The 21,333-nt window shown below is 36.3% G+C and carries 20 protein-coding genes and 1 pseudogene; 5 read left to right on the top strand and 16 right to left on the bottom strand.

The genetic code is table 11. The annotated features are described in order from the left end of the window. Window positions 1-3: 3 nt before the first annotated feature. The 3 genes from ACZ9HT_RS15695 to ACZ9HT_RS15685 are packed head-to-tail and all read right to left on the bottom strand — an operon-like array spanning window position 4 to window position 4,193. Window positions 4-996: an SDR family oxidoreductase gene (locus ACZ9HT_RS15695; RefSeq protein ID WP_476041441.1), complete on the bottom strand. Its 993-nt coding sequence runs from the start codon at window positions 994-996 to the stop codon at window positions 4-6. A 48-nt stretch (window positions 997-1,044) separates the two neighbouring features. Continuing rightward, window positions 1,045-3,390 carry a GumC family protein gene (locus ACZ9HT_RS15690; protein ID WP_476041440.1) on the bottom strand — a complete coding sequence of 782 codons (2,346 nt, stop codon included), beginning with the start codon at window positions 3,388-3,390 and terminating at the stop codon, window positions 1,045-1,047. 2 nt (window positions 3,391-3,392) lie between these two features. Then, entirely contained in the window at window positions 3,393-4,193 is an 801-nt protein-coding gene (locus ACZ9HT_RS15685; protein WP_476041439.1) for a polysaccharide biosynthesis/export family protein, read from the bottom strand. A gap of 400 nt (window positions 4,194-4,593) precedes the next feature. On the opposite strand from ACZ9HT_RS15685, the gene ACZ9HT_RS15680 reads away from it, so the two are divergent. The 4 genes from ACZ9HT_RS15680 to ACZ9HT_RS15665 all read left to right on the top strand — a co-directional run bounded on the left by ACZ9HT_RS15680 (window position 4,594) and on the right by ACZ9HT_RS15665 (window position 7,857). Continuing rightward, entirely contained in the window at window positions 4,594-5,565 is a 972-nt protein-coding gene (locus tag ACZ9HT_RS15680) for a polyprenyl synthetase family protein (protein ID WP_476041438.1), read from the top strand. A gap of 150 nt (window positions 5,566-5,715) precedes the next feature. Continuing rightward, window positions 5,716-6,666 (top strand): GSCFA domain-containing protein, encoded by a 951-nt coding sequence (locus tag ACZ9HT_RS15675; RefSeq protein ID WP_476041437.1) that lies wholly within the window; start codon window positions 5,716-5,718, stop codon window positions 6,664-6,666. A 133-nt stretch (window positions 6,667-6,799) separates the two neighbouring features. Beyond that, window positions 6,800-7,573: a TatD family hydrolase gene (locus ACZ9HT_RS15670; RefSeq protein WP_476041436.1), complete on the top strand. Its 774-nt coding sequence runs from the start codon at window positions 6,800-6,802 to the stop codon at window positions 7,571-7,573. Window positions 7,574-7,584: 11 nt separating this feature from the next. Then, a complete protein-coding gene (locus ACZ9HT_RS15665) occupies window positions 7,585-7,857 on the top strand; it encodes a hypothetical protein (RefSeq protein WP_476041435.1) in 273 nt (90 codons plus the stop codon). 112 nt (window positions 7,858-7,969) lie between these two features. Here the strand turns inward: ACZ9HT_RS15665 and ACZ9HT_RS15660 are convergent, their stop codons facing one another. The 12 genes from ACZ9HT_RS15660 to ACZ9HT_RS15605 form a co-directional block, all read right to left on the bottom strand. After that, window positions 7,970-8,947, bottom strand: a complete 978-nt coding sequence (locus ACZ9HT_RS15660; RefSeq protein WP_476041434.1) for a methyltransferase domain-containing protein — start codon at window positions 8,945-8,947, stop codon at window positions 7,970-7,972. A 230-nt stretch (window positions 8,948-9,177) separates the two neighbouring features. After that, window positions 9,178-10,431, bottom strand: coding sequence for a DEAD/DEAH box helicase (locus ACZ9HT_RS15655; protein WP_476041433.1), 1,254 nt, complete (start codon window positions 10,429-10,431; stop codon window positions 9,178-9,180). Window positions 10,432-10,653: 222 nt separating this feature from the next. Beyond that, entirely contained in the window at window positions 10,654-11,892 is a 1,239-nt protein-coding gene (locus ACZ9HT_RS15650; RefSeq protein ID WP_476041432.1) for a cation:proton antiporter, read from the bottom strand. Window positions 11,893-11,896: 4 nt separating this feature from the next. Beyond that, window positions 11,897-13,180: a DUF389 domain-containing protein gene (locus ACZ9HT_RS15645; protein ID WP_476041431.1), complete on the bottom strand. Its 1,284-nt coding sequence runs from the start codon at window positions 13,178-13,180 to the stop codon at window positions 11,897-11,899. A gap of 73 nt (window positions 13,181-13,253) precedes the next feature. Continuing rightward, on the bottom strand, window positions 13,254-13,697 hold the full coding sequence (locus ACZ9HT_RS15640; RefSeq protein ID WP_476041531.1) for a mechanosensitive ion channel family protein: 444 nt from the start codon (window positions 13,695-13,697) through the stop codon (window positions 13,254-13,256). A 26-nt stretch (window positions 13,698-13,723) separates the two neighbouring features. Then, window positions 13,724-14,074 (bottom strand): hypothetical protein, encoded by a 351-nt coding sequence (locus ACZ9HT_RS15635; RefSeq protein ID WP_476041430.1) that lies wholly within the window; start codon window positions 14,072-14,074, stop codon window positions 13,724-13,726. A 6-nt stretch (window positions 14,075-14,080) separates the two neighbouring features. Further along, the gene (locus ACZ9HT_RS15630; protein ID WP_476041429.1) at window positions 14,081-15,838 is read right to left on the bottom strand and encodes an APC family permease; all 1,758 of its coding nucleotides are present in this window, start codon (window positions 15,836-15,838) and stop codon (window positions 14,081-14,083) included. A 123-nt stretch (window positions 15,839-15,961) separates the two neighbouring features. Continuing rightward, window positions 15,962-16,447, bottom strand: coding sequence for a DUF6438 domain-containing protein (locus ACZ9HT_RS15625; protein ID WP_476041428.1), 486 nt, complete (start codon window positions 16,445-16,447; stop codon window positions 15,962-15,964). A 43-nt stretch (window positions 16,448-16,490) separates the two neighbouring features. Continuing rightward, window positions 16,491-17,120: a porin family protein gene (locus ACZ9HT_RS15620; RefSeq protein ID WP_476041427.1), complete on the bottom strand. Its 630-nt coding sequence runs from the start codon at window positions 17,118-17,120 to the stop codon at window positions 16,491-16,493. 22 nt (window positions 17,121-17,142) lie between these two features. Beyond that, complete coding sequence (gene obgE, locus ACZ9HT_RS15615) at window positions 17,143-18,141, bottom strand: GTPase ObgE (RefSeq protein ID WP_476041426.1); 999 nt, start codon at window positions 18,139-18,141, stop codon at window positions 17,143-17,145. A 76-nt stretch (window positions 18,142-18,217) separates the two neighbouring features. Continuing rightward, the gene (locus ACZ9HT_RS15610) at window positions 18,218-18,796 is read right to left on the bottom strand and encodes an adenylate kinase (RefSeq protein WP_476041425.1); all 579 of its coding nucleotides are present in this window, start codon (window positions 18,794-18,796) and stop codon (window positions 18,218-18,220) included. A gap of 59 nt (window positions 18,797-18,855) precedes the next feature. Then, window positions 18,856-19,410, bottom strand: a complete 555-nt coding sequence (locus tag ACZ9HT_RS15605; RefSeq protein ID WP_476041423.1) for a phosphoribosyltransferase — start codon at window positions 19,408-19,410, stop codon at window positions 18,856-18,858. Between the two features lie 171 nt (window positions 19,411-19,581). On the opposite strand from ACZ9HT_RS15605, the gene ACZ9HT_RS15600 reads away from it, so the two are divergent. Beyond that, window positions 19,582-20,868: an adenylosuccinate synthase gene (locus ACZ9HT_RS15600; RefSeq protein ID WP_476041422.1), complete on the top strand. Its 1,287-nt coding sequence runs from the start codon at window positions 19,582-19,584 to the stop codon at window positions 20,866-20,868. Window positions 20,869-20,915: 47 nt separating this feature from the next. Here the strand turns inward: ACZ9HT_RS15600 and ACZ9HT_RS15595 are convergent. After that, window positions 20,916-21,098: pseudogene (locus ACZ9HT_RS15595) on the bottom strand (N-acetylmuramidase domain-containing protein); the annotation flags it as partial. Window positions 21,099-21,333 lie beyond the last annotated feature (235 nt).

Below are 21,333 nucleotides of genomic sequence, written 5' to 3'. Positions count from 1 at the left end.
GTTTTATTTTAAATTGTTCCAGTACCAGGTCACGGCTTCTTTTAAACCGTCCTTCATGGAAAACTGAGGATTATAATTCAATAATTCTTTAGCTTTATCAATGCTCGCTAAGGAATGGGGGACATCACCTTTGCGGTAATCTCCGTATTTTACTTCAACGTCCGCAATTTTCGGATCAAAGTCTGATAAATATTCTTTTAAATATTTGACCAGATCATTTAAAGTCGTTCTTTCTCCAAACGCAGTATTGTAAACCTGGTTCAGAGCTTCTGTATTCTCTGAAGTTAAAGCTAAGAGATTCATTAAAACAACGTTATCGATGTAAGTGAAATCTCTCGAATATTCTCCACCACCATTAATCGTAGGAGATTCATGAGCCATGAACTGCATCACAAATTTTGGGATGACCGCGGCGTAAGCTCCATTGGGATCCTGACTACGGCCGAAAACATTAAAATATCGTAAGCCGATGGTATTAAAATCATAGGTTCTTTTAAATACGTCTGCGTACAATTCGTCCACATATTTAGTAATAGCATACGGTGATAAAGGCTTACCGATAACATCTTCCACTTTTGGCAAAGCAGCAGAGTCTCCGTAGGTCGAGGAACTTGCAGCATACACAAATCTTTCAACACCAGCATCTTTTGCCGCGACGAGCATTTTCAGAAATCCACCAACATTTACTTCATTGCTGGTAATAGGATCATTTATAGAACGCGGGACCGAACCCAAAGCCGCTTGATGCAGAACAAAATCCTGATCAGCACAAGCTTTTTGACAAGTCTCCAGATCTCTTATGTCACCTTCAATCAAAGTAAATTTTTCATTTAGCAGAAATGGCTCTATATTTTGTCTTTTTCCCGTTGCAAAATTATCTAAACAGGTGACCCTGGCTCCGTGCTGAAGCAAAGCGTCGCAAAGATTAGATCCAATAAAACCGGCACCACCAGTTACGAGTACTTTTTTATTTTTTAAATTTTTAAAGTCTGACATCAATAATATATTTATTTCTATTTTGTATTACAGGGTTTGGCTTTTAAACTAAAACTTGCTTCGAATCTGCTCCCAAATGCTTTTTTTCTCTTCGGTGTAGTAGCCATAACCATATTTGCCTCCGTAGCCATATCGGAGTTCATCTTTATCAACGTCATTTAAAACGATACCTACCTTTGCCACATTCTCATCAGCCGCTACCGTTTTCACATATTTCAGGAGATTTTTCTCCGTATATCTTGCACGTACAACGTAAACTAGTACATCGGCAAGCCTCAAAATATGAAAAGAGTCACTCACCATCATCATTGGGGCCGAGTCGATTAAAACATAATCATAACGGCTCACTAAATCATCAAGCAAATCTTTCAAGCGACTATCTTCCAACAAATCAGTAGGATTGGGAGGAATGGTACCGGAGTCAATAATATCCAGGTTCGCATGTAGTCCAGACGGGAATGTAATATCTGATGCTTGAGTGCTTGCATCTGCTAAGAAATCGGAGAGTCCCAATTTGTTCGCAGGAACGTATCTTTTTAATTGTGGATTCCGAAGATCAGCTCCTATAAGAACTACTCTTTTATTGGAGCTTAAGCTCAATGCAGAATTGATAGAAACGGTAGTTTTTCCTTCTCCTTTTACAGAGGAGGTAAACAAAATAATTGGGGATCTGTTCTCTATTTTTGTGATCATGAATTTCAGATTTGTAATGAGGATCCGAAATGCTTCCGCATAAATAGAAAGGTCATTTTTCGCAACCAGATCGCCATTTTCTTTACTGGCCGTTGGAACTTCTGCCAGTAATGGGATATTTGGTAAAACTCTGGAGATATCACCTTTATTCGATATTTTAGAATCAAAAAAGAATAGAATATAAAATAGTAAAAATGGTAATGCTAAAGCTAAGACCAGCGCTATCAAATAAATTTTAGAGTTTTGGGGAGATACAGGATTTGTCATCGTGTATGCAGGATTCACTACCCGTGCTTTTGGAGTAGTTACTGCTAAAGAAATCGAAGTTTCTTCGCGTTTTTGCAGAAGAAAGAGATAAAGTGCTTCTTTAATATTTTGCTGACGATCTATTGTTCTAAAGATCTTCTCCTGGCCTGGAAATTTTCCAACTGCAGTTTTATTTTGATTTACTTCAGATTGCAGTGCTGAAATATTGGATTGCAGTGACGCACGTGACTTCTTTAAATTCTCTTTTATAAGACTTCGCATGGAAGAAATATCTCTGTTAAACTGAATTACAGCAGGGTTGGAGTTGGTTGCTTGCTTCAGCGTTTTATTTCTTGTTAAAACCAACTGATTATATTCGTTGATCACATTATCTAAACCTGAAGGCATACCCAGATTACTCGGTAAAAGTTGCTCGTTATTTGCAGAATTGGCATAGCTTAAAACTGAGTTTACCATTTCCAATTGCGTACCAACATCCATAATTTTTTTCGTCGCCTCATTCGCATTTTCTACCGACATTTGAGCTTGGGTTACTAAATCAGTAATTTGATTGTTTCTTTTGAAGGTGGCTTTCTGATCTTCAATATTGCCAAGTTCTTTCGTGATCAGATCTAATCGGCCATCGATAAATTTACCCGTATTTTGCGACTCTAAATTTTTGTTCGTAATAGCATCCTGATTATAGATTTTAATGAGTTCATTTAAAATATTTTCAGATTTTTCTGGTGTTTTACCCGCCAAAGTGAGTTTAATAATACTCGATTTATTTTTAACATCTTGGTCAGCAGTAATGCTTTGCTCCAATGAATTAACAAGTCCGTCCGGGCGGAGAAGACTCAATTGAACAGTTTCATCAAAGGGAACAAGTGGTTGTCGGTAAAGAGTTACCACTGCATATTTTAGTTGTATCGCCTGACCATACCTATATGTTTTTTCACTGTTTTCTTCTTCGCTTAATTTAAACTGTTGCGAGTTAACTGGAGAAACTGAAAAGTTTTTTGATTTGAATTTTTTAGTGTCAAGAATGTTTAAAGTACCAAAAATAGGAGTTCCGCTATATAAACTGGTTGTAACGACCCTTCCTTCATAGGAAACCTGCACGTCGAGATTGAGTTTTTTAACTAGATCAAATAACAAAGGTTTAGATTTCATGATAGAAATTTCATCCTGTAAATTGGCTCCACCTATTTCTCCTCCCAGAGAGAGGTTGGCGAAATCCTGCATATTAACGGAACTATTTTTTTTATCAGCAGTGGAAATCAAAACAGATGCACTCGTAGAATATTGTTTTGGAGTGTACCGAAGATATAACCATGCAACTATAAACGCAACAATCAGAGATAATATAAACCAAGGCCATTTTCTAATATATTTACCTATTTCCGCCTGTAAATCGAAGGAATAATTCTCCCCGTTTTCCTGTAATTCGTCCATAATTATTTTATCGTACTAATAAGGATTGAGAATATCGCGACCGCACTTCCAATGATAGAGAAAATTAGAGTACGGTTAGGATTTGTTCCCGCTATAATTTTTTTATTCGCATCAGGTTCTACATACAATACATCATTTTGTTGCATATAATAATAAGGAGAAGAAGTAATGTTTTTTTCTGTAAAATCAATCACGTAAGTGTTATCCGATCCATTTTCATGACGTACAAGTTTTACTTTGGTTCTATCTCCATAATCTGTCATGTCTCCTGCCATTCCAAGAGCTTGAAGCAAAGTGACTTTATCTGAGGCACTGGTATATTGTCCCGGCTTTTTTACTTCTCCTAAAACAGTAATGTTAAAATTTAATTGACGCACCGATACTAATGGATCTGTCAGGTATTCCAGTAATCTTTTTTCCAGATCTTCTCTTAGTTGAGATAACGTCATATTCTGCACATACAACTTGCCCAAGACTGGAAAAATAATATAGCCTTCATTACTTACCAGATATCCGACTGGTGCACCCTGCACTGTTTGATTCGGTAAAACTTCAGTACTGTTACCCGCCTGATTCATCGTGTTAAGATTGAAGGGCCTTACTGCATTATCGTCAAATGCAGAAACTTTAATATCCAGTAAATCTCCGGTTTGCAAATGCGTTCCTTCAAACACTGCTTGTTTGACCTCATTATCCATACTGGATTTTTGATTCTCCATGTAGACCATATTTTCTTTTGGTTTACAGGAAAACGCCATAAAGAATATGATTGCAAGAAGAAAACTATTTTTAGTGCTTTTCATTTTGATTTTTAGAAGTTGCAAAAGTATAAAAAATAAATCATTAACATTTAAAGATACATTAAGAATTGTTAGCATGTTTTCTCATGAGAGTTAGAATATTAGGTATAGAAGGCTAATTGATTGACTATTTTTACTTTACATTCCATTTTTATTAAAAATATGCAATTCATAAATTTATTTTAATGCATAAAAGATACCTGAAAAAGTATAGCATAATTAAAGATTTTAGAAATTATAATTACATTCTGTATCGGCTGTTATCAAATTTCTATCAGAATATTCCCATTTCGATTACTTTTTCAAAATGATTCTGATCAGGATTTACCTCGAAAATGTTTTTCCTAATTATTTTAAACGGAAAAACTGTTTAAAATCGTATTTTTGTCGAAAGAAGAAATTTATGCAGTTTTTAGATGAATATCAGGAAATCGTTGCCAAAGCAATAGAAAAATATAAATTCAAAGATAAGCCCGCAGAGCTTTACGATCCAATGAACTATATTATTTCTCACGGGGGCAAAAGATTGCGACCGATCATGGTCCTCATGGCAAGTGATATGTTTGGCGGGGATTTGAAAAAAGCCATCAAACCCGCACTGGCAATCGAATTTTTCCACAATTTTACTTTGATCCATGATGATATTATGGATGAGGCGCCGCTCCGAAGAAATAAACCAACGATCCACACTTTACACGGAATCAATGTTGGAATTCTGTCCGGAGATGCTTTACTCATTAAAGCGTACAAATTTTTCGAAGATCTTGAACCCGAGCTTTTCAAAGCTTGTGTCCGCGTTTTCACGCACACCGGACTTTTACTCTGCGAAGGCCAGCAATACGATATCAATTTTGAGACTTTAGAAGATGTGACCTACGACGATTATATTCGCATGATCACCTACAAAACCGGCGTTTTAAGTGCGTCGTCTTTCGAAATTGGTGCTTTGATCGCAGGTGCGCCGTTTAAAGATGCAAAAGCAATTTTCAATTTCGGAAAACACATCGGGATTGCCTTCCAGATTATGGATGATTATTTAGATGTTTTTGGAAATCAGGAACAATTCGGTAAAAAACACGCGGGTGATATTTACGAAAATAAAAAAACGGTGCTTTATCTTCTGGCTCGCGAGCATGCTTCTGAAGAAGAAAGGAAAGAACTCGATTACTGGTATTCCAAGAAAACCGATAATGTTGATAAGGTCTACAGCGTAGAAAAGATTTTCCGTCTTACAAAAGTGGATGAAAAAACGCTTCATCTTATTCAAAAACACAATGAGATCGCGCAGGATTATCTCAAAAAAATAGACGTTCCCGACGAAAAGAAAAAGCCCTTCATCGAGCTAGCCAACTACCTTTTACGCCGAGAAAGTTAATTTATTCACAAATTAATATCCTGTTTGATTATCAAATCAGCACATTATAATTCAACGCTCATCATAAATTAATTTAGAACCATCAAATCGTCACATTGCCCCATTGTCACATCACCACATCACCACATCATCAAATCATCACATCAATAAATGAAATTCCGCACCGAAGTAGAAATTCCAGATTCTGAATTAAAAATTGAAATTGAAGACCAAGTATTTTCAATTGGATCTTGCTTTTCCACAGAAATGTCGGATCTCTTGAAAACGGGTCAAATTCAAACCTTCAACAATCCGTTCGGAACGCTTTTCAATCCGTTTTCCTTAAATAATGCGGTAAAGAAACTGCACAATGCCGATCATTATCTGGAAGAAGATTTAGTCAGTTTTAGCGACGAAGTGATTTCTTTAGACCATCATTCCTCCTTTAATTCGCGGTTCCTGCATCAAACTTTAGACAAGATCAATTCTCAGATTGAATCGGGAAATCAGTTCCTCCAAAAAACAAACTGGGTTTTGATCACTTACGGAACTTCTTTTATTTATGAATTTTTACCAAAGAAAAAACTGGTCTCAAACTGTCACAAAATTCCTGGTAAATATTTTGAGAAAAGATTGTTAACGCATCTGGAACTCACAGATTCTATGTATGAAACAGTGGTGAATCTGCAAGATATCTGCGAAGAGAAGGTGCAGATCTTGTTTACCGTTTCGCCCGTGCGACATACCAAAGACGGCATGGTCGAAAATACGCTGAGTAAATTCAAATTGATCACCGCGATTCACGAAATCATTCCCCAATTCGAAAATTGTCATTATTTGCCGGCTTACGAAATTTTGATGGATGATTTACGGGACTACCGTTTTTACAAAGAAGATTTAATTCACCCCAATAAACAGACAGTTCAGTATATCTGGGAAAAATTTGGGAATGCGTATTTTTCAGATGAAACTAAATCATTTGTCACCGAAAATGCAAAAATCGCAACGGCTTTGGAGCATAAAACTTCAGATGATAAAAATCCAAAATACCTGGAATTTTTAGAAAAGTTGAAAGGGAGAATTTCTGAACAACAGGCGAAAGTGAAGCATAAGATATTCTAAGATAATTTGGGCAGACATTTCCGCCTTCCATTCCCTTACGATTTTACATCGGGATCCATTCAAGTCGGGCTGCAATTTAGTTTAACCAAGAAAGACCTGTTATTCTAATATCAACAATTAACAATCAACTCATATGATCGATACGCACACTCATTTATATTCCGAAGAATTTGACTCAGACCGAAAAGTAATGATTGAAAGAGCTTTAAATAAAGGCATTTCTAAATTTTATCTTCCTGCAATCAATTCTGAAACGCACGAAAAAATGCTCGCTTTAGAGAGCGAATATCCGAACCAGATATTTTCCATGATGGGACTGCATCCTTGTTATGTGAAACCCGACACCTGGGAAGAGGAACTTAAATTGGTCAAAAAGCATTTAAATGCAAGATCATTTCCCGCGATCGGAGAAATTGGAATTGACCTGTATTGGGACAAATCAACTTTAGATATTCAGATAAAAGCTTTCGAACAGCAGATCGACTGGGCCATTGAAAAAGATGTGCCGATTGTTATTCACACCCGCGAAAGTTTCGACGAAACCTTTGAAGTTTTAGAAAGAAAAAAACATCCGAAATTACGAGGGATATTCCATTGCTTTTCCGGCAACCTGGAGCAGGCAAAACACGCCGTTGACCTTCACTTTATTTTAGGAATCGGTGGAGTAGTTACTTTTAAAAATGGCAAGATCGACCAGTTTTTAAATGAAATTCCATTAGATAAGATCGTTCTGGAAACCGATTCTCCTTATTTAGCGCCCGTTCCGCACCGCGGAAAAAGAAACGAAAGTTCCTACCTTGATTTGGTCGTTGGTAAGCTGGTGAATATTTACGGCAGAGATTTTTCAGAAATTGACAGGATCACGACAGAAAATGCAAACAGAATTTTTAGTAATTTAACTTCCTAAATTTAAAAGCTATGAAAAAGAAATCTAAATATGTTCTAGTCGTCGGCATTCTGATTTTAGTACTCGGAAGTTATCTTTATTTGAGTGTGGATGGCGATGCGATAAACCAGCAAAACACCGAAATAGTAACCTCTGCGACGAATGCTGAAGATGCAGCAAAACAAATTTCAGCAAATAACAGAGCTGAAGTGGGCGGTCATTCCTTCGCTTTATTTTTGCTGGGATTGGGCGGTGCTTTAACGTTGCTTTCTCTGGTACAATTGGTAAAAAAAGATCCTTCATAAACTTGACTGAATATTTTACTGTGTCGTTAAAAAAATAAAAAGACCGCAAAAATTAATTATTGCGGTCTTACTTTTATACGAATTAGAGATTATTTGCGATTTATAAATCTATTTAGTTTCTTTTTAGGCTGTAAATTCCAAACACAAAATCACTTGGGTGATTTTTTAGCAGTTCATCTTCAAGATCAAAAATTTGGTGAAGAATTTTTTTCTTTTCGGGATTTAAATCGACGAAATGGTGCGAAATATCTTTCAATGCGCTTTGCAAAATATTATTTCCATAAAATTTTTCTTCAACAATATCGAAACAGTCATGAATTGCAGGAATAATCGACTGCGAATCTACGCATTCTGAAGGATCCGCAATAATCATCCTCAAAGTTCCTGAACCGTAATAGTTGTTTTTGTAGATTTCCGTTTTAAATATTTTCCGATATTTTTTTGGAATAACTTTAATTGCTTTATTTATATAATCCAGCTGGATCTTCGAATATTGTAGTCGACTGGAACCCACAAATTCATTGATGATCAAAAGACCTTCTGGAATAAGATTTTTTATGACTACTTTTTTCAGAAATTCAGAAATATGATCAAAGTGATGTAGAGAAGCATGAAAAAAGACCACATCAAATTTTTTGTGATCAAAATCATGTTCCATAATATTCTCTGCATGATAGAAAATATTTTTTAACCCCTTTTCATCAGAAATCGCTTTAGCTTTTTTAAGCAATTCGTCGGAAAAATCATAGCAGTCGATCTCGCAGTTTGGATTAAGTTCAGCAAGCCGGATTTCGTGACTGCAAACACCGGTTCCTAAAGCCAGAATTCTTATTTTTTCTTTCCCCTTAAAATATTTGTTGGCGATATATTCTTCGTACAACATCTCTTTGTCGCCGGTAATTAATTTATTCCAGCGCTTTCGGACTTCCGGAACGATCCAAAAACTAGAACTTTCTAAATTATGATCATTGAAGGCACTTTGCGTACGTTTAAAAGCATTTAGATTTAGTTTTGAAAGCAAAAAGGATAAACCACGCTGATGAAATTTAATGTAGATCTCGGAAAAGTCTTCTCGGGTTATAAAGCTCATTCTGGTTTGTTATTGCTTGTTGGTATTTTTTAAAAAGTTGAAATTTTCCTGACCGATAAAAATACTATTTTTCTTTAAAGAAATCCATTACAAATAATTAAAATATTTATGGATTTTTTTATCAAATGATCTATACCTTATTTTTCTTCCTTACTAAAAAAGACCGCAATAATTAAATATTGCGGTCTTTGCGATTTCCTTTGTCTCGTTCCTGAAACGAGATGAAACGATTATCTGTTTCTTGTAAAGTTGCTTTTATTATTCGGTTTTTTACTTCCGGCATTATCTTTTCCCTGAATTCGTGGTCGCGGCGTAAAAGATTTGTTATTCGAATCTCTTTTTTGCGCTACTAAATTATCAGTATGGAAAGGATGATCTCTTTCAATTGGAATCTTCTTCCCAATCAATTTTTCAGTACTTTTCAGATTCACAAGATCTAAACCATCAACAAAAGAGATTGAACTTCCTTCCGCTCCGGCTCTTCCTGTTCTTCCGATCCGGTGAACGTATGTTTCAGAAACATCAGATAGTTCGAAATTTAGAACGTATTTTAACTCGTCGATGTCAATACCTCTTGCTGCAATATCAGTGGCGACCAAGATTCTGGTTTTTCCTGACTTAAAGTTGCTTAAAGCATTTTGTCTTTGATTCTGAGATTTATTTCCGTGAATTGCTTCGGCGGATATTTTATGACTCTGTAATTTTCGAGCGATTTTATCGGCACCATGTTTCGTTCTGGAAAATACCAAAACCGATTCTTTGATGTCGTTTTGTAGAATATGCGTCAACAAGTCTAACTTATCATCTTTATCAACAAAATATACTTTTTGATTGATCGTATCTGCCGTAGCAGAAACGGGTGCAACTTCAACTTTCACTGGATTAGAAAGCATTGAATTTGCTAATTTGCTGATCTCATCGGGGAAGGTTGCAGAAAAGAAAAGGGTTTGTCTTTTCGGTGGCAACAGTTTAATGATCTTTTTTACATCATGTACAAATCCCATGTCGAGCATTCTGTCGGCTTCGTCCAAAACGAAAACTTCCAAGTTTTGAAGAGAAACAATTCTCTGGGAAATAAAGTCTAATAATCTTCCCGGAGTTGCAACTAAAATATCAACGCCTCTTCTTAAAGCTTTTTCCTGTGCAGCTTGTTTTACTCCACCAAAAACTACGAGGTTTCTGAGGTTTAGATTTCTACCGTACGCATTGAAACTTTCTTCGATCTGAATCGCTAATTCCCGTGTTGGTGTTAATACCAAAACTTTGATGTTATTGTTGCGGGAGTTTTTTTCTGCAAGATTTTGTAGAATAGGAATGGCAAAAGCAGCTGTTTTTCCGGTTCCGGTTTGCGCCGTTCCGAGTAGATCTCTGCCTTGTAAAATGCTGGGGATTGCTTTTTCCTGAATTGGAGTTGGTTGTGTGTAACCTTCTGTTATAAGCGCATCAAGGATGGGCTTAATTAATTTTAAGTCTGTAAATAACAATATTTTCTGTATTAAAAATGATTGCGGATGAAGTGTTTTACTTCTACATTTTTGGCTTGAAAACGCAAACCCTGTAGAGGTAATGATTTTCTATTTTAGTAAAAATGAATTACTGAAATGGCTTAAGAATGCCGCTGAATATTTTGCAAAGATAGGTTTTTTCGGCTAAAAAAAATTTAATTCAGAAAAAGAGAGAAATCAGAGCTTATTTTGTACCGAAATTTATTTTTTTAATATTCTCTTTGAAAGCGCACCGATCGTTGTTCCCTGAACTAAAATACTGAAAGCCACACAAATATAAGTCACGATCATTAAAATATCTTTTGTTTCTGAAGCGGGAAGCGACATGACCAAAGCCAGCGACAGTCCACCGCGTAATCCGCCGAAAATGATGATCTTGGATTCCGGTTTTCCTAACTTTAAGATAGTAAGAGACATTTTTCGTGGAATGTTGACGGTGAAGTAACGCGAAACCATCAAAATTAAAATCGTTATAACGCCGAGAACAATATATTTCAAATTAAAATCGAGAACCACCAAAACCAAAGCGATCAATAAGAATAATAAAGCGTTTAAGATAATCTCCAGCAATTCCCAGAATTTCGCAACGTATTCTTCCGTGGTTGTACTCATGGCTTCTATTTTTCGGAAGTTCCCAACCATCAATCCCATAATGACCATGGCTAAAGCTCCTGATATATGCATTTGTGCAGAAAGGAAGTAGCCCAGCATTACAAAAGCTAAGGTAAGAAGCACTTCTGTTTCGTAGTGATCGATGGTTTTCAAAAGATAATGTAAAATATATCCTAAGACCAAACCGAATGTAATTCCACCTCCGGCTTCCTGTAAAAATAAAAATCCAAAGTGAGGAAAATCAAATTCAACGGAACCCGAGGAAAGCATTTGCACTAGCGCTATAAAAATAACCACTCCAACACCGTCATTGAAGAGCGATTCGCCTACAAGCGTTACTTCGATTTTCTCCGGAACTTTGGCTGCCTTTAAGATCGTTAAAACAGCGATTGGATCTGTAGGAGAAATCAAGGCTCCGAAGATTAAACAGTATAAAAAAGGGATTTCTAGACCCAACCAATGAGAAACGTAGAAAAACGCTACCGCTACAAAAATGGTAGAAAAAATAACTCCGCCTAAAGCTAAAACCGAAACGTCTTTTAAATACTTCTTCAACGTGAACCAATTCGTATGCATGGATCCGGCGAAAAGTAGAAATCCTAAGAATATATTTAAAACCGATTTGCTGATGTCTGTACTGATCACCAATGCTTTGATTTGATCAAAAGGCAGACTGTAAAAAGATTTAATTCCAATAGAAACCAGGGAAAGGAGCGATGACAGGAAAAAAAGTCCGATCACAAAAGGCAATTTTATAAACCGCTGATTGATGTACGCAAAAAATGCGGCCAATGAGATGAGAATAATGATGTAATAATAAGAAGGCATGTTTTTATTTTCTTTTGTAAACTTCGATGGTATCGATTTTCAATTTTACTTTTAGCCAATTTCTCAGCGTTGTTTCCTGGTCTGTGGTTAATGCTGCGGTAGATTCATAAAGTGCGACAGGAATGATCTTCGTAGAATCTGTTCTGTTATAAATTTCCTGCTTGGCGACCGAAAGTGTACTTATCTCAGGGACAATAGACTGCGCCTCCGGAAAAAGATTTTCGGTCTTGAAAGAATATTTTTTTACCTGATTGTTTAACTCGGTGATAATCGCTGTAGATTGATCTACCACTTCATTGGTCTCCGCATTCTTTGTTGTTGCATTGGCCAGAAAAGCACTGTCTTGACGAATGATCAACTGCGTATCTTCAATCTTATACTCTTTTAATTTGTCGTTTAAACTCTTGATCTGAGCTGCTGAAAAAGTTCTGTTCAAAAAGGCAAGTTCAATCTTTTTAGGACTGGAGGAATAGGATGTTTTCTTATAAACGATCGTGTTGCCTTTGTCATCAAACTCCTTTGAGAGAAAGCTTTTCACTTTGATCTCGTAGTTCTGTTGATTTATAAACCGGTAGGCAAAAAAAATGCTGGGAATAATCATCAATGAAATAATCACAGAGATCCAGATTCTTATTTTGTCTGATTTTTTTTTATCTACGAATTCTACCGCTGGGTATTTTAGGAATTTAACAATAACGTAAGTTGCAATACAGATAAAAACGCAATTAATGGTGTAAAGAAACATGGCACCACCGAAGTAGGCAAAATTACCTGTCGCTAAACCATAACCTGCGGTGCAAAGTGGTGGCATTAAAGCGGTGGCGATCGCAACGCCGGGAATTGGATTTCCTTTCTCAACGCGCGTTACGGCGATCACGCCTACTAAACCTCCGGAAAAAGCGATTAAAACGTCGTAAATATTCGGTGCAGTTCTGGCAATAATTTCAGAATGTGCTTCCTTGTAAGGACTTAAAAAGAAATATAAAAAGGAGACGAGCAAACCAACGATCGTCGAAAGTAGAAGATTTTTTAAAGATTTTCGCAATAATTGAAAATCAAACATTCCCAAAGCAAAACCAGCTCCTACAATTGGTCCCATTAACGGGGAAATAAGCATCGCACCAATAACAACAGCCGTAGAATTAACGTTTAAACCAACAGATGCAACCATAATTGCACAGGCCAGAATCCACAAATTTGACCCACTGAAAGAGATGTTGCTTTTTACATTGGCCAAAACTTTTTGCTTGTCTTCTTCGCCATTGTGAAGATTGAAAATATTGTTCATCAAAAAAAATTATAAAGGCCAAATATAATAAAAAGAGACGGGGAATTTTCTACGGTTTAGATTTTACCCAAAACTAGTTTTCACCGAAGTGTAAAACCCTTTGTGGAAAAGGAATTTCTATATTATTTTTCTTGAATTCCTCGAATATTTTTATGCGCAGATCACTTTTAAGATTTTCTACGCGAAACACATCTGCTGCCCAAAAATAGAGGTTAAAGATAAGTGCCGAATCAGCATAGTCATTAAAGCGGACAAATGGCAATGGTAGTTTTGAAATTTTATCGTTCTCTACCGCGGTTTGTTTCAGGATCTCCATTACCATCTTAATGTCTGCGGAATAGGAAACTCCGATCTGAATATCGAATCGGGAATTAGGATTGGTATGTGTCCAGTTTAAAACGCTGTTTTTTGTTAAAATGGTGTTGGGAAGAATAATGTATTTATCATCCCGAGTCAAAACGGTTGTTGTTCGTAAGTTGATTTCTTTCACCTGACACACAAGTTTATCGGTTTCGATGATGTCGCCAACTTTGATACTTGAATCTAATAAAAGAACAATTCCGGATACAAAGTCACTATATTTTGTAATCCCAGTCCAACACCGACCAAAAGTGCTGCAGAAGCGCCTAAAAGAACCGAAACATTAATGCCGATCATATTCATTCCCATAATAAATCCCAAAATATAAAGGACATATTTCGTCAGAATGAAAATGGTATGCTTCTTATCATCGTCTAATTTATTAGTGGCATAAATTACTTTTCGCAGCAATTTGATCAGAAAGGAAAGTCCAATAATAAAAAGGATCAAAAATAGAATAGAAGAAAGTTCAATGCTTTGCTTACCAACACTGAACAATTTATAATCTAAAATTTTATTTATTTCGAAATCCATTTTCGGTTACATTATCAAACGAACGCCGCCAAGATCTGCGACTCTGTAACTGAAACGATCGCTTGGTGAGGCAATAAACATAAAGTTTTTCGGGATATTCCATTTTTTGGAAAGTTCCTCGATCAATTTCGGAGTAAATTCGCCGATGATCTCTATAAATTCAATGTCAATATCCGGATAAGCGCGATCTAAAACCCGAAGATCGACCTTTAGTTCTTCGTTATTTTCGCCTTCTCGCATCACATTCACGATCTTTAATTTACGGGTAGTTTCATTATCTTCAACATATTGCATCACTTTATTTAAAATGGCAACATTGTCTTTTTTGGTAAAGAATACGAACTCCTGTGCATTAATTCTTCGGTGAAGTCGGTGAAGTTTTTTATTGCTGCTGATCACAAAACCCCGGAAAGGATTGTAAATATTTTCGAGCATTTGAATGATCGCTTTAATGATCTTGATTCTGTTTAACATGATCATCACTACCAATAAAGCAGGGAACAGGTATTTCAGAAAGGTAAAAAACGCGTTACTATTCAGAACAATATTTCCATAAAAAGCAATCACGATAAAAGTAACCGCGACTAAAACAGAGGGAATTGAGGCCCGAATTGGCCGTGGAAGTTTCCTTCTTTTAAATTTCAAAAGTAGATTTCCAATTCCAAAAAGTGCCATTACCGATAAGAAAGAAAAAGTGTAAACTCCCGCTAAAGAAGTCAGATCACCCATGGTTACAAATAAAACAGAAATACAAAGAATAAAAAATCCTACTGCAATTCTGTAATGAGATCCTTTTTTGTTTTGCTGTAAAAAATAATTCGGTAAAATTCGGTCCAGAGTCATCCGGTTAACCAATCCCGAAACTCCAACAAAAGAAGTCAGAACAGCTCCACAAAGAACCAGAACTGCATCGATGGCGATTATATAAGCAAGCCATTTTCCACCCGCTATTTCACCGACGTACGCTAATAAAGCAGTTTGATGTTCACCTACGGTTGCAAGTGGCAAGACGAAAATAATGATCAGAGCCAAAAGAGGATTAAAGAAACTCACAATCGCCCACATGTTGCGAAGTGTTTTACTGAAAACGCCGGCTTCCTGCTCTTCCACAAAATTGGCAGAACTTTCAAAACCAGAGATTCCAAGCATCGCGGCAGAGAACCCTAAAAATAAAGCGGTAATAATTCCGCCCGATTTGAGTGGCGTATTCCAGTTAAGATGAAAAGTTTCAAAACTATGGGTAGAAATAAACCAGATTCCCGCAATCACAAGTAGAGAAAGAGAAACGAGATGAATCAGAAAAATAACGACCGCCACATTTGCAGATTCGCCAATTCCCGAAATCGTAAGCATTGTGAAGATAAATAATACCAGAACCGTGGCAATAATAACGTTGATCCAGGGCAATAAATTGTGAAGATAGTGCATCGCTTCACTTGCAGAAATTACGGCGGTCGCCATATAAGAAAGAACAGTTAACGTCGCCGCGACTGATGCTGTTCTTTTGGAAGCCGTATTTAACAGCACATTATAAGCACCTCCATTTAAGGGTAAAGCACCAACAACTTCCACATAAATTTTTCTAAAAATAAAGAGTACTGCCGCAACGATCAGCAGAGAAAGCCAGGCATATTGTCCTGCATACATAATGGTAAGCGCCGAAACGTATAAACAGGAAGAACTGATGTCATTACCGGAAATCGCTGTAGATTGAAGTTCGTTGAGTTTTTTATGAACGGGTTTTTCCAAATTGGGAGTTATCATTTAATTTTTTTTCAGTGACTTACAGCGGTTTTTGCTGCCTAAAAGATTTTCAGGAAAAAATCAGACTGTAAATGTAAAAGAAATTTTTTTTAACAGACTTAATTTTTTAATCTAATTCTAAGATTAATCAATCTTTTTCCAGCTTTGATTCAACCTTAGATCTTCCATAAAAGTGTAGATCTCTTTCAGTTTTGGAGTTCCATTTTTACCATAGTCTTCAATGTTTTTGGAGGTTCCATCAATAAAATTAATTCGAAGGTACGCACTTGGCAGATCGGAAACGTTTCTGTTTTTATAGTTGTTTTGAAGAGATGTCAAATTGGCACTTTCCAATAAGTTGATCATCTTCTTAAAATCAGATTCGGTTATTGTTGTTGTAAAAGTTCCCTCTTTTTGTTGAGAAAATTCACTTTTCGAATGTTCTTTCGTAAACGTAAAATGTTCTGCTTCGATCACCGCAGTTCTGTCTGGATTAATGGTGATTTTAAAAATCGGACAAAAACCGAAACAGGCGCCTGCTTCGTATTGGATTTTAGAATATTTTGTAGAATTTTGAGTGGTGCAGGAAAGAAGAAAGATTGATAAAAATACTGTGACTAAATATTTCATGATTTTTGTTTAATCGACAACCTTCAACTATTGCACCAAAAGTTTATTTAAATCTGTAGCCTAAACCAGCCTGTAAGAAACCAATTTTAGTTGGTGGAGCGTTTTCAATAGCACTGTTAAAAAAGTTGAAGTGATATCTCGCATCTGCGAAAAAGTGCTCATCAAATTTATATTCTGTGCCTAAGAAAGGGGAGATATTCAAGGTTTTAAACAAGTCTGTTTTACCACTCGGTGTTTGATCAGAATTAAAGCTGTTTTTCACTTTAGAGGAAACATTAAATCCAAAATTCATTCCCGCAGATAAAGAAAACTTTGGAACCACATAATATTTTGCGGAGATAGGAACCTGAATTTGGGAGGTTGTAAAAGTAGTCGTATTAGTACCAATTACGACCACTTCATTTCCGACAATAGTTGTCAATTCTTCTGCCGGACTTTTTCCACCCAATTCCGTGTAAAGTAATTCTGCCTGAAGTGAAAATTTTTCGGATAAATGATATTCTGCGAGAGCACCAACATAAAAATATGATTTGGAATTGAATTTGAAATCATCGAATCCAGAAACCTGCCATTTCATATTAGAGAGCGTGTAACCGCCTTTTACGCCAAAGCTGTTTTGAGCACTTAGATTTCCGAACACGCTTATGATTAGAACCAGAACTATTTTCTTCATATCAATTAATTAAAAAGACCCATTAAAGATTTCCGCCTTCACCATGCAATTTTTTCCAGATCGCATCTTTCAATTCTACGATACCTTCCTGCGTCACTCCGGAAAAGAAAAGTAATTGACGATTCTCCGGAAATTCTTTCGCAATTTCTGCTTTCAACTCATCATCGAGTAAATCGGATTTAGAAATTGAGATAAGGAAATCTTTATCCATTAATTCCGGGTTATATTCTTTTAACTCATTTTCTAAGATCTTAAATTCTTCAAAATGACTTTCAGAATCTGCCGGGATCATAAATAATAAGATTGAGTTTCTTTCGATATGTCTCAAAAACCGATGACCTAAACCTTTTCCTTCCGCAGCACCTTCAATAATACCTGGAATATCGGCCATTACAAAAGACTTGTAATTTCTATATTCTACAATTCCTAAATTCGGTGTTAAAGTCGTAAAAGCGTAGTTTGCAATTTTTGGTTTCGCTGCAGAAACCGCTGCTAAAAGCGTTGATTTTCCTGCATTCGGGAAGCCTACCAATCCAACATCTGCCAAAAGTTTTAATTCAAAAACGATAAATCCTTCTTCACCATCCATTCCGGTTTGTGCAAAACGTGGCGTTTGATTCGTAGAGGATTTAAAATGTTCGTTTCCTTTTCCACCTTTACCGCCGTGCATCAGAATGATTTCCTGGCCGTCCTCCATAATTTCAGCGATGATCTCGCCTTCTTCATTTCGGGCAATTGTGCCCAAAGGAACCTCGATATATTTATCTTCACCGTAAGCGCCGGTCAACTGATTTTTCATTCCATTATGACCTTTCTCAGCTTTAATGTGACGCGTAAATCTAAGAGGCAAAAGAGTCCATTCATGAGCGTTTCCTTTCATGATAATATGACCACCTCTTCCGCCGTCGCCGCCATCGGGACCGCCTTTAGGAATATATTTTTCACGTCGAAGATGGGCAGAACCTGCACCGCCATGACCTGATTTACAATGAATTTTAACGTAATCTACGAAGTTTGACATTTTATTTTTTGTTTCGAGGTTCGTGTTTCGAGTTATTGTGAGAGCGAACCCCGTAACTCATATCCCACAACTCCTTTTATTTAATTTTTTCTACCTCTGCGAAAAGTTTTGTAGATATTTCATCTACTGCGCCTACACCGTTTACTTCAACATATTTGCCGTGTTGTTTGTAAAGTTCTGCAACTTCTGCGGTTTTTGAATAATATTCCTTAATTCTGTTTCTTATAATTTCTTCGTTGGAATCGTCGATTCTTCCGCTGGTTTCGCCTCTTTTCAAAAGTCTGCTCACCAAAAGTTCATCTTCTACTACCAAAGAAAGACAAACTGAGATCTTATCGTTTAAAACTTCTTTCACAATTTTCTCCAGTGCTTCGGTTTGGTTTGCCGTTCTTGGATAACCGTCGAAAATAAATCCATTTGCATCGGTAGGCCTCTTTACTTCGTCGGTCAGCATATCGGTCGTAACCTGATCGGGAACTAATTCCCCTTTATCGATGTAAGATTTTGCAAGTCTTCCTAGTTCCGTATCATTTTTCATGTTATAACGAAAAAGGTCGCCGGTGGAAATTTGTTTCAGATTAAATTTTTCAATTAAATTCTGAGCCTGTGTACCTTTCCCGCTTCCCGGAGGACCAAATAGAACGATGTTAATCATTTTTTACTGTTTGAATATTTTGAAATTTGTTTCTTGATATTTCTTTCAGAAAAGTCGGGTTATTTATTGATCCGACCTTCTTCTAACTGATATAAATCTTTTAGATTTCTTCCTAATTCATCATAATCTAAACCATATCCCAATACAAATTTGTTTGGAATTTCTTTCCCAACGTAATCTAATTTGAAATCTTTCTTGTAAACATCGGGTTTCAAAAGGAAAGTAGCGAGTTTTACTGATTTCGGTCTCTGCGTTTCCTTAAAATATTGAAATAAACTTTCAACCGTATTTCCTGTATCTACAATATCTTCGACCAAAATAATATGACGGTCTTTAATATCTTTCGTCAGTTCCATTTTTTGATAAACAATTCCTGTACTCTGCGTTCCTGCATAAGAACTCATTTGTAAGAATGCAATTTCGCATTTACCCGGATAATGTTTCAAAAGGTCAGAAAAGAAGAGAATCACACCGTTCAAAACTCCTATAAAAACTGGGGTTTCGTCCTTGTAATCTTCGTAGATCTTCAGCGCCGTTGCTTTTACAATTTCCTGAATTTCCGCATCTTTCAGATAAGGAACGAATGTTTTGTCGTGAATTTGTACAGATTCCATATATTATTTTCAAAGTGCAAATTTAAGGTTTTTTAAGGGATTTTTTATTATTTAAATTTTCAGCAGTTTTAATAGCGCCGTTTTTGGTAAAAAAGAATTTATTTATTACTAAATTTTTGCCCAAAACTTTTAATAAATCTATTTTTGTAGAAATCTAAAAAAAAGTAAAATATGGCGACTTATGTGGTTGTTGGTCTTCAATATGGAGACGAAGGGAAAGGCAAAATAACAGACGTTTTATCAGCGAAATCCGACTACGTTGTCCGTTTTCAGGGCGGCGATAATGCAGGACATACTGTTTACGCAGGTGAAGAGAAATTTGTTTTGCACCTGCTTCCATCCGGAGTTTTGCAATGCAAAGGTAAATGCATTATTGCAAATGGAGTAGTGGTAAATCCGAAAGCTTTCCTGAAAGAAGTCGGACAGCTAGAAGCGAAAGGAATGCGAACCGATCACGTTTTCATCAGCAGAAGAGCACACGTAATTATGCCGTACCACATCTTACTCGATACGTATCGTGAAGAAGAAGAAGAGGGAACTTATATTGGTACGACGAAAAAGGGAATTGGTCCTTGCTATGAAGATAAGATCGCCAGAGTAGGAATTAGAATGGTCGATCTTTTAAATCCTGATGTTCTTGCAGAGAAAATTAGAAAAAATTTAAAAATTAAAAATTCACTTTTCGAAAAATATTTCGAAAAACCAACTTTAGAATATGATACGATTTACAATGAATTTTTAGAATTAGGAGAAAAATTAAAGGATCGTATTGTTGATACCGAAGTTGAATTGAACCAGGCGATTCACGAGGGTAAAAACATTTTGTTTGAAGGCGCACAGGCTGCGATGTTAGATATTGATTTCGGAACCTATCCTTATGTAACTTCATCTTCACCAACGACAGGCGGTGTTTGTTCCGGCGCTGGAGTTCCGCCAACAAGTCTTCAAAATTTAATTGGAGTTGCAAAAGCTTACACCACAAGAGTTGGCGAAGGACCATTCCCAACAGAGTTAGATAATGAACTGGGCGAAAAAATAAGACAGATTGGTTTTGAATTCGGCGCTACTACAGGACGACCTAGAAGAACTGGCTGGCTCGATCTGCTTTCATTGAAACACGCTACAATGATCAATGGTATCAACAATCTTGTAATCACGAAACTGGATGTTTTATCTGGAATTTCTCCAATTAAAATTGCCACGAAATATAAAACAGAAGATGGTAAAATCATTGATTACTTTACTTCATCAACAACGAAATTGTACAACTATGAACCAATGTATGAAGAATTGGAAGGTTGGGATGAAGATTTGACGCAAGTTAGAAGTTACGATGAACTGCCGGTGAACGCCAAAAAATACATCGAGTTTATCGAGAAGTATTTAGGAATAAATGTCTACCTCGTTTCGGTAGGCCCGGAAAGAAGTCAAAATATTATCCGAAAGGAATTATTTTAAATATAGAAAGCTGTGAAAATATTTTCACAGCTTTTTTTTTGTTTTTTTTAGGAGTATTTCTCCCAAGCTTTTTTTAGCTTTTGATCGTATTTATTCAGCTTGTAATTGGCGGCGTTATACTTCTCGGCTACTTTTGACCAATTTTTTTTAGGAAGATTAGTCATGATATTATTGACTCCCAAAAATTTTCCGAAGGCTTTTAAATGCTTTCTTTCCTGAAGGTAAATTTTATTTGCAAAATCCTACACCAAAGCATAACTGAAGCTCAACGCGAAAATTGCAGCTGGTATTTTTTTAAGGCTAAATTCACATCTTCAATTATCAAGAAGACAATTTTCCGATTAGTTAGTACAAATTTAGTACGAAGAATTCGCTCCTTTAAATTTCACATTTTTCCTATTTTGCATTGACCGTAATTCTTATGATATAAGAACAATCTAAGGACGGATAGTATTCAAACAAAGA

This window comes from Chryseobacterium sp. UYP7 (assembly GCF_056279225.1).
This window is presented reverse-complemented; position numbering and strand designations above follow the sequence as displayed.